Consider the following 9,116-nt stretch of genomic DNA (forward strand, 5'->3'; position numbering starts at 1 on the left):
CGACCGTTCGACGAAGTCGAACACATCGAGAGGAGGTGCAGCGAAGCAAACCGTAGGCGATGCCCCCGGAGCGATCCCGGAGCGAAGGAACCCCGAGCCCCAGCGAGCGGGCCGAACGTCAGGGCGAAGACCTTTTGGTTACTTTTGGGGCGTTTGCCAAAAGTGACCCGCCGTAAGGGCGGAACCCTAATCAGCAACACCCGCAGCAACGGATATCCCCCCAAAACCCCAAGAACCTGGTCGGCCCAAAGGCCGCCAAGCGTCAAAGCGTCAAAGCGTCAAAGCGTCAAAGCGTCAAAGCGTCAAAGCGTCAAAGCCGAAAATGCCCAACCATCCCGCGCAACTCACTCCCCAACTGCGCCAACTCAACACTCGAAGCCGCATTCCCACGCATCGCAATCGACGACTGATCCGCACTCGCACGAATACTCGTCACACTGCGATTGATCTCCTCCGCCACCGAACTCTGCTCCTCCGCCGCCGCCGCAATCTGCTGATTCATCTGCTGAATCAACGACACCGCCGCCGCAATACTCCCCAGCGCACTCTCGGTCTGCAACGCATCACTCACCGCCAGCTTCACCAACTCGCCGCTGCTCTGAATCTGCTGCACCGACGAATGCGCCGCCAAGCGCAAAGCACTGACCAGCCGTTCAATCTCCTCAGTCGATTGCTGCGTGCGCCGAGCCAGTGCGCGCACCTCATCGGCCACCACCGCAAAGCCCCTGCCCTGCTCCCCGGCCCGCGCCGCCTCGATGGCGGCATTCAGCGCCAATAGATTGGTCTGTTCGGCAACACTTTTGATCACCCCGAGTACCGTGCCGATATTCTGGATTTCAGCACTGAGGCTTTCGATGCTCGAACTGGCCGAAGTCGCCGAATCAGCAAGTTGCTCGATGCGCGCCATACTCTGGCGCACCACCTGCTGCCCACTCTCGACTTTGTCATCCGCCGTTTGCGCGGCCAGCGCCGCTTCTTCGGCGTTGCGTGCAACGTCGTGAACGGTGGCGGTCATCTGGTTCATCGCCGTGGCAACCTGCTCGGTTTCTTCCTTCTGACTGCTGACCTCAAGGTTGGTCTGCTCGGTGACCGTCGACAACGATTGCGCTGAACTGGCCAATTGCTCAATCCCCGCCTGCAAACCACTGACGATGGTACTCAGACCCGCGCCCATCTGTTGCATCGCCAGCATCAACTGGCCAATCTCGTCGCGACGGGTCACTGCCACAGTCGCACTCAAGTCACCGGCGGCAATCTGCTGCGCGACCTGAATCACACTGCGCAATGGCGCGACGATAAGTCGGGTGATCAGCCACGCGGCGAGTAATCCCACCAGCAATGCCAGCGCCGATGAGCCGATGATCAGCAGCGAGTTTTTCTTCAGTTCTGCCTGCATCGCGCCGTCTTCAGCGACATACGCCTGATTCACCCGCTCAACCACTTGGTCGGCACGCTGGTGCAATTGCTCGTAGACGGTTTTTTCCTGCGCGAGCAACCCGGTGTATTCGGCCAATTTGTCGTTGAAACCGGCGATGTGCCCGGACACTTCATTGAGCACGGTCAGGTAGCCCTCGTCCTTGACCGTGGCTTTTAATTCTTCGGCCTGCGCCTGCGCCTGCGCGGCCTGTTCGATATTGCCCTTGCCGGCACTGTCGGCATCGCCCTTGCGGCTTTGATCGAGGCGAATCCGCGCTTCATTCATCGCTTGCAGCATCAACCGCGAAACCTGGCTGACCTGACTGGCCTGCTCGATGAACTGCGCGCCATCCTTGCCCTCGGTGTCCTTCAAGGTATAAGCACCGTCGTCGGCAAGCCCGGCCTGCAATACGTCGAGGTTGTTGGCCACACTGGACACCGACCAACTGGCCATTTCCAGCGCCAGGTCCTTGGCCTGAGTCAACGAGACAAACTCGTCGAACGCCTTACGATAAGCGCCCAGCGACTGCTGCACATCATTCATTACCGGCCCATTCGCCGCTGACTGCGTCTTGAGTTGATCAGCCAGAGCAACCAGTTCGTCGACGCCCTTACGCAGGGCATCGGCCGTCTTCGGATCGCCCCGCAAGGCATATTCCTGCTCGAGCAGGCGCACCTTGAGCAAACCACTGTTGAGCGAAGACATCTGTTTCAGCCCGTCGAAATGCTGACTGATGGTTTGCAGGGACCAAACGCCGATGGCCGCCACCAGCGCGGTCAGAAGCAAAACCAGCACAAACCCGATACCCAGTTTTTTCGCCATACCGAGGTTGGCAAAACGTCCTTGCATGGCCGAAATCATTGCGCGTAGTCCCCTGCCATTGTCAGTAGAGCGAAGAGTCGCAACGGCCATGAAGCAGCACAAGTCTCTGGCGTCGGAATAATGGCAAAAAGCTACGCTTGCGTCGTTTTCAGAACACTTGAGGTCGATCCGAACCGGTGTTGCGAAAAAACTGCCGGGCGCGTGGATCACAAGCATAGGCGACGTTGATGCGCAGCCAGTCGCCCGACTCGCCACTGGGGCTGAACGCCTCAGACGCTGAGAGCAATACGCCGCAGCGTTGAGCCTGCCGACGCACCCGAACCTGATCGGCCATGCGCGAGCGGGCCCAGATGAACAAGCCACCCGCAGGCTTGCCGAAAACCTCCCAATCGGCGTCCTCCAGCGCCTGCAATGCGGCCGCGCGATCGGCATTCAGGCGTTGACGCTGGCGCTGCACCAGTTTGCGGTAAGCGCCGCTGACCATCAGGCTGGCCAGCACCGCTTCGGTAAACCTTGACGCCCCCAGACCGCTGATCATCTTGACCTGCGCCAGCCGTCTGACCATGTCGCTGTCGGCAAAAACGAAACCGACCCGCAACGAGCTGCTCAGCGTCTTGGAAAAACTGCCCACGTAAAGGACTCGCCCCTCATTATCCAGAGCCGCCAGGCGCGTGCCGTTGCCGGTGTGCAAGTCTGCGTAGACATCGTCTTCGATCACGCGCAAATCATAGGTCTTGCTCAGTTGCAGGATGCGTTGCGCTACGCTCGGCGACAGGCAACTGCCGGTGGGGTTGTGATGATGGCTGTTGATGAATAACGCGCCGGGGCGAAACTGTTGTAGCAAAGTCTCCAGCGCGTCGATATCCGGCCCGTTCGGGGTGCGACGCACCTCGAGCATGTGCACGCCGTGCATCCGCAGGAGATCGAACAACGGCGCGTAACCGGGCGTCTCGACCACCACACAGTCTCCAGCCTTGAACAAGGTGCGCACGATCAGATCAAGCGCATGGCTGGCGCCGCAGGTACTCAGCAACTGCGCACTGCGGGCCTCGATACCGAACAGTTTCAGGCGCTTGGCGATTTGCTCGCGCAACGCTGGAAGCCCCAAGGGCGTGCTGTAGTTGAACAGGCTGGCCATGTCGGTGCGCGCCACCTCGCGCAGCGCATAGCTGAGGTCGTCAGGCTCGCGCCAGCTTTGCGGCAGGCTACCGGCACCAAGCTTCAAGCCACCTGCTGTATCGCACACGGCATCGCACCAGGCAAACCGGCCCTCGAATGGCGCCAGTTCGTCCTCTGCGCCGGGTGTCGATGGCGAGGCGGCGACAACGAAACCGGTGCCTTGGCATGAGTTCAGAACGCCCTGCGATACCAACCGTTCACACGCCTCGACCACGCACGACTGGCTGAGCAGATTGCCCCGGGCGATTTGCCGCACGGACGGCAAACGGGTGGCCGGCGGTACGCCACTTTGCAGGATCCACTCGGTCAGTCCGTCAACAATCTGCTGCACGACCGGCACCATTGCCTGTCGATCAATTCTCAATTCCATGAGCAAGCAAACTCCTGTCCGTTTTGCTGGCGGCAGTAAATCACAGCCGCGCCGGACAGGCTGTGCGACAACGCCGCCAAAAGCGACCGTTCTAACCGTTTGATACACATTGTTTAAGAGGCTTCACGGAACTGACCGCTGCCCACAAAAAAGCCCGCAACGAATGCGGGCTGTTGTTCTTGGGCGTGATTCAGAAAGCGGTGACGCCGCCATCCACTGCCAGCGAGTGGCCGGTGGTGAATGCCGCACCGTCGCTGCACAGGTACAACACGGCACTGGCGATTTCCTCGACTTTGCCGATGCGCCCGACCGGGTGCATGGCGTTGGCGAACTCACCCTTCTTCGGGTCGGCCTCGTAAGCACGGCGGAACATGTCGGTATCGATCACCGCCGGACACACAGCGTTGACACGGATTTTCTTCTTCGCGTATTCGATGGCCGCCGATTTGGTCAGACCGATCACCGCATGCTTGGACGCCGCGTAGATGCTCATCTTCGGCGCCGCGCCCAGTCCCGCTACCGAGGCGGTGTTGACGATCGCCCCGCCGCCCTGCGCCAGCAACAGCGGCAGTTGATACTTCATGCACAGCCAGACGCCTTTGACGTTGACGCCCATGATCGCGTCGAATTCATCCATCGAGCCGTCGGCCAGTTTGCCTTTTTCGATTTCGATGCCGGCATTGTTGAAGGCATAGTCGAGACGGCCGTAGGTGTTGATGACCTCGTCCATCAGATTTTTCACTTCGCTTTCGACGGTCACGTTGCAGCGCACGAAGGTCGCTTCGCCGCCGGCTGTAAGAATCAGCGCCACCGTGCCCTCGCCCCCTGCCGCGTCCAGGTCGGCGACCACCACTTTCAGGCCTTCGGCGGCGAACGCCTGGGCGGTCGCACGGCCGATGCCGTTGGCCGCGCCAGTGACTACAGCAACCTGACCGGAAAACGTCATGCTCATTGTTATGTCCTCGAAGGGATAGATGCAGGGGATGTATGGAATGGCAGCATAGCCATTGGGGTCTGCCGTGCGTCAGCACTATCCAATGGCTGTTTATGTGCCCATGCGTCGCAGTGATAGAACCATCCCGGTGATCATCACTGCACTGGATCGGCGTGCATTCGCCGCATCAGCCAACCTTGCGCCAATGCCGGCGAAGGTCTATCAACAAGGCTTCATTCCGTTCGAGTGCCTGCCATGTCCAACCACACCAATCGCCAGTTCCTGCTCGCCAAACGCCCGGTGGGTGCGGCTACCCGCGAGACCTTCACCTATCAGGAAGTACCGGTCGGCGAACCGGCGGCGGGCCAGATTCTGGTCAAGAACGAATACCTGTCCCTCGATCCGGCGATGCGTGGCTGGATGAACGAGGGCAAGTCCTACATCCCGCCGGTCGGTATCGGTGAAGTCATGCGCGCGCTGGGCGTAGGCAAAGTCATTGCTTCGAACAACCCTGGCTTTGCGGTCGGGGACTACGTCAACGGCGCCATTGGCGTGCAGGATTATTTCCTCGGCGAGCCAAGAGGTTTCTACAAAGTCGATCCGAAACTGGCACCGCTGCCGGTGTACCTGTCAGCGCTGGGCATGACCGGCATGACCGCCTACTTCGCCCTGCTGGATGTCGGCGCACCGAAGGCCGGCGACACCGTGGTGTTGTCCGGTGCAGCGGGCGCAGTGGGCAGCATCGCCGGGCAGATTGCCAAGCTCAAAGGCTGCCGCGTGGTTGGCATTGCCGGCGGCGCCGACAAGTGCAAATTCCTTATTGATGAGTTGGGTTTTGACGGTGCCATCGACTACAAGTCCGAAGATGTCGTGGCCGGGCTTAAACGCGAATGCCCGAAAGGCGTCGATGTGTATTTCGATAACGTTGGCGGCGACATCCTCGATGCGGTGTTGAGCCGTTTGAACATGAAGGCGCGGGTGGTTATCTGCGGCGCGATCAGCCAGTACAACAACAAGGAAGCGGTCAAAGGCCCGGCCAACTACCTGTCGTTGCTGGTCAACCGTGCGCGGATGGAAGGTTTTGTGGTGATGGATTACGCGGCGCAATACGCCAGCGCCGCGCAGGAAATGGCCGGCTGGATGGCCAAGGGGCAGCTCAAGAGCAAGGAAGATATCGTCGAAGGGCTGGAGACCTTCCCGGAAACGCTGATGAAATTGTTCAGCGGTGAGAACTTCGGCAAGTTGGTGCTGAAAATCTAAAACCACCACAAAACAAATGCAGGAGTGAGCCTGCTCGCGATAGCGGTGTGTCAGTCAACATTAACGTTGTTTGACACACCGCTATCGCGAGCAGGCTCACTCCTACAGGGTTTTGCGGTGCCTGATCAGGCGATTTCGGCGACAACCGAAGCCAGTGCCTTGGCCGGATCCGCCGCCTGGCTGATCGGACGGCCAATCACCAGATAATCGGAACCGGCATCCAGCGCCTGACGCGGAGTCAGAATGCGGCGCTGATCGTCCTGCGCGCTGCCGGCCGGACGAATTCCCGGGGTCACCAGTTGCAGCGAAGGGTGCGCAGTTTTCAGTGCCGAGGCTTCCAGCGCCGAGCACACCAGACCGTCCATGCCAGCCTTTTCGGCCAGCGCGGCCAGACGCAGCACTTGCTCTTGCGGCTCGATATCCAGACCGATACCAGCCAGGTCTTCACGCTCCATGCTGGTCAGCACGGTCACGCCGATCAGCAACGGCTGCGGGCCGCTGCGTTTATCCAGCTCTTCACGGCAAGCGGCCATCATGCGCATACCACCGGAGCAATGCACGTTGACCATCCACACGCCCATCTCGGCAGCGGCTTTCACGGCCATCGCGGTGGTGTTGGGAATGTCGTGGAATTTCAGGTCGAGGAATACTTCAAAACCCTTGTCACGTAGGGTGCCGACAATTTCGGCGGCGCAACTGGTGAACAGTTCCTTGCCCACTTTGACCCGGCACAGTTTCGGGTCCAACTGGTCGGCCAGCTTCAGTGCGGCGTCACGGGTAGGGAAATCCAGGGCGACGATGATAGGAGTCTGGCAGGCGGACATGAATGGGCTCTCAGGCAGGTCGAAATCGGCGCGCATTGTAGCGGAACCGGCGGCAGCGCGGCACCCGATGATCGGTAAATCGTCGCGCTGGCCGTGATCAGCATAGCGCTCGCTGCTATTGTGTCGACTCCGATACACAACCGACACGCCAGCAACAAGCACCCGCGCTAGCCTCGCCTGCCGCAATACGTCCTTACATCAGCACTTCCCGCCTCACGGCCGGACGCCTATGCTGAAACCACAACCTCGCAGCCCATCTTTTGTGGTTGGCGGCCTACTGGCAGATGAACAGCCTCATGCACAACACCCAAATGACCGCGACGGATGAGCCTAAAGACGACAAGCGCTGGAGCATTCGCGCGCTGATCGTCGATGATGACGTGCCGATCCGCGAGCTGATGATTGACTACCTCGCGCGTTTCAATATCCACGCCAGCGGCGTCACCGACGGCGCGGCGATGCGTCAAGCGATGCAGGCCGAACATTTCGACGTTGTCGTGCTGGATCTGATGCTGCCCGGCGAAGACGGCTTGTCGCTATGCCGCTGGCTGCGCGCTGAATCGGACATCCCGATCCTGATGCTCACCGCACGTTGCGAACCGACCGACCGCATCATCGGCCTGGAACTGGGCGCCGATGACTATATGGCCAAACCGTTCGAGCCACGCGAACTGGTCGCGCGCATTCAAACCATTCTGCGCCGGGTGCGCGACGATCGAACCGAACAGCGCGCGAACATTCGTTTCGACAACTGGCGTCTGAACAGCGTCCTGCGCCAGTTGATCGCCGACGATGGTCTGGTGGTGCCGCTGTCCAACGCCGAATTCCGCCTGCTGTGGGTGTTTATCGAACGTCCGCGTCGGGTACTCAGCCGCGAGCAACTGCTCGATGCGGCCCGGGGTCGCTCGATCGAAGCCTTCGACCGCAGCATCGACCTGCTGGTCTCGCGTCTGCGGCAGAAACTCGGCGACGACCCGAAAGCACCGCAGTTGATCAAAACCGTGCGCGGTGAGGGTTACCTGTTCGACGCGCGAGACATCGGCTGATGCGGGCGCGCTTCGACACGCTGTTCGGGCGCCTGTTTGGCGTGCTGTTCGTGGCGATTGTCCTGGCGCACCTGCTGGCGTTCGCCTGGTTCCGCCTCTACGGGCCACCGCCGCCCCCGCCGCCACCGGAGTTCTCCCAAGGCGCCGAAGGGCAACCGATGGCACATGATCCGCGCTACCCGCCACGGCCACCGCGTCCGTGGTTCGGTGGCCCGGTGGTGCCGCTGACCTTTCAGTTCATCACGCTGATGATCGCGGCCTGGTACGGCGCCAAACTGCTCAGTCGCCCGATCCAGCGCCTGAGCGACGCCGCCGAACGTCTCAGCGAAGACCTCGACAGCCCGCCACTCGACGAGTCCGGCCCGCGGGAATCGCGACAAGCCGCCTACACCTTCAACCTGATGCAGCAACGCATTCGCGAACAGGTGCAACAGCGCGCACGGATGCTGGGCGCGGTCTCACATGACCTGCGCACACCGCTGTCACGCTTGAAACTGCGCCTGGAGAACATCAGCGATGAAAAGCTGCAAGGCCAGATGCGCCAAGACCTCGACGACATGATCGGCATGCTCGACGCCACCCTCACCTATCTGCACGAACAGCGCACCAGCGAAGCCTTGCAGTTGATGGATGTGCAGGCGCTGGTCGAATCGCTGTGCGAAAACGCTCAGGACCAAGGTGCCGACGTGCAGGTCAGCGGCCATTGCGCACCTCTGCCGGTGCAGCCGATGGCGCTGCGTTCGTGCCTCAACAACCTCATGGACAATGCCCTGCGTTATGCCGGCCAGGCACGCATCGAATTGCAGGATCAACGCGAGCAACTGCTGATCCGCGTGATCGACCACGGCCCGGGGATTGCCGAGGACAAGCGTGAAGCGGTGTTTGAACCGTTTTATCGCCTGGAAGGCTCGCGCAATCGCAACTCCGGCGGCGTCGGGCTGGGCATGACCATTGCCCGCGAAGCGGCGCAGCGCCTGGGTGGTCAGCTCAACCTCGAAGAAACCCCCGGCGGCGGCCTTACCGCCATCATTCGCCTGCCGCGCACTTGAGAACACCACCGCCCCCCTGTGGGAGCGAGCCTGCTCGCGAAGGCGTCAGTTGATCCAGTATCTCCTTTGAATGTACCGCCCTCTTCGCGAGCAGGCTCGCTTGTATGGTAGGACTTGAAGGGAGGAGGAGGGACAAGGCTCGATTCTGACTGTTGACGCAGCACAGACCGTGGGAGATTTCGCCCCTCCTCCTTTCACCCAAGCGCCGATAAAGA

Annotated in this window: 7 protein-coding genes and 1 pseudogene; 3 read left to right on the forward strand and 5 right to left on the reverse strand. The window is 60.8% G+C overall.

The annotated features are described in order from the left end of the window. Positions 1–310: 310 nt before the first annotated feature. The 4 genes and pseudogenes from CKW26_RS30500 to CKW26_RS11315 form a co-directional block, all read right to left on the reverse strand. On the reverse strand, positions 311–1,192 hold the full coding sequence (locus tag CKW26_RS30500) for a methyl-accepting chemotaxis protein (protein WP_371917961.1): 882 nt from the start codon (positions 1,190–1,192) through the stop codon (positions 311–313). Then, positions 1,172–2,455, reverse strand: a pseudogene (locus CKW26_RS30505) (HAMP domain-containing protein); the annotation flags it as partial. The pseudogene CKW26_RS30505 and the gene CKW26_RS30500, both read right to left, overlap by 21 nt. Then, the gene (locus CKW26_RS11310) at positions 2,388–3,788 is read right to left on the reverse strand and encodes a PLP-dependent aminotransferase family protein (protein ID WP_095048637.1); all 1,401 of its coding nucleotides are present in this window, start codon (positions 3,786–3,788) and stop codon (positions 2,388–2,390) included. The gene CKW26_RS11310 and the pseudogene CKW26_RS30505, both read right to left, overlap by 68 nt. Positions 3,789–3,978: 190 nt before the next feature. Continuing rightward, positions 3,979–4,740, reverse strand: coding sequence for an SDR family oxidoreductase (locus CKW26_RS11315; protein WP_095048638.1), 762 nt, complete (start codon positions 4,738–4,740; stop codon positions 3,979–3,981). Positions 4,741–4,977: 237 nt separating this feature from the next. Between CKW26_RS11315 and CKW26_RS11320 the strand changes: the two genes are divergently transcribed. Further along, positions 4,978–5,982 (forward strand): NADP-dependent oxidoreductase, encoded by a 1,005-nt coding sequence (locus CKW26_RS11320; protein WP_095048639.1) that lies wholly within the window; start codon positions 4,978–4,980, stop codon positions 5,980–5,982. 125 nt (positions 5,983–6,107) lie between these two features. On the opposite strand, the gene pyrF is transcribed toward CKW26_RS11320, so the two are convergent. Next, on the reverse strand, positions 6,108–6,806 hold the full coding sequence (gene pyrF, locus CKW26_RS11325) for an orotidine-5'-phosphate decarboxylase (RefSeq protein WP_176471268.1): 699 nt from the start codon (positions 6,804–6,806) through the stop codon (positions 6,108–6,110). 284 nt (positions 6,807–7,090) lie between these two features. On the opposite strand from pyrF, the gene CKW26_RS11330 reads away from it, so the two are divergent. Together CKW26_RS11330 and CKW26_RS11335 are read left to right on the forward strand one after the other, a co-directional pair. Then, positions 7,091–7,852, forward strand: a complete 762-nt coding sequence (locus CKW26_RS11330; protein WP_095048649.1) for a response regulator — start codon at positions 7,091–7,093, stop codon at positions 7,850–7,852. Next, positions 7,852–8,901, forward strand: coding sequence for a HAMP domain-containing sensor histidine kinase (locus CKW26_RS11335; RefSeq protein WP_095048641.1), 1,050 nt, complete (start codon positions 7,852–7,854; stop codon positions 8,899–8,901). Before CKW26_RS11330 ends, CKW26_RS11335 begins: the two co-directional genes overlap by 1 nt. The last annotated feature ends 215 nt before the right edge of the window (positions 8,902–9,116 follow it).

Source organism: Pseudomonas sp. Irchel s3h9 (genome assembly GCF_900187475.1).
Taxonomy (GTDB): Bacteria; Pseudomonadota; Gammaproteobacteria; order Pseudomonadales; family Pseudomonadaceae; genus Aquipseudomonas; species Aquipseudomonas neuropathica.

Excerpts from the sequence above, each read along its gene's own strand:
- CKW26_RS11315 (WP_095048638.1), bottom strand. The coding sequence starts at position 4,740 with ATGAGCATGACGTTTTCCGGTCAGGTTGCTGTAGTCACTGGCGCGGCC.
- CKW26_RS11320 (WP_095048639.1), top strand. The coding sequence starts at position 4,978 with ATGTCCAACCACACCAATCGCCAGTTCCTGCTCGCCAAACGCCCGGTG.
- CKW26_RS11330 (WP_095048649.1), top strand. The coding sequence starts at position 7,091 with ATGAACAGCCTCATGCACAACACCCAAATGACCGCGACGGATGAGCCT.
- CKW26_RS30500 (WP_371917961.1), bottom strand. The coding sequence starts at position 1,192 with ATGCTGGCGATGCAACAGATGGGCGCGGGTCTGAGTACCATCGTCAGT.
- CKW26_RS11310 (WP_095048637.1), bottom strand. The coding sequence starts at position 3,788 with ATGGAATTGAGAATTGATCGACAGGCAATGGTGCCGGTCGTGCAGCAG.
- pyrF (WP_176471268.1), bottom strand. The coding sequence starts at position 6,806 with ATGTCCGCCTGCCAGACTCCTATCATCGTCGCCCTGGATTTCCCTACC.
- CKW26_RS11335 (WP_095048641.1), top strand. The coding sequence starts at position 7,852 with ATGCGGGCGCGCTTCGACACGCTGTTCGGGCGCCTGTTTGGCGTGCTG.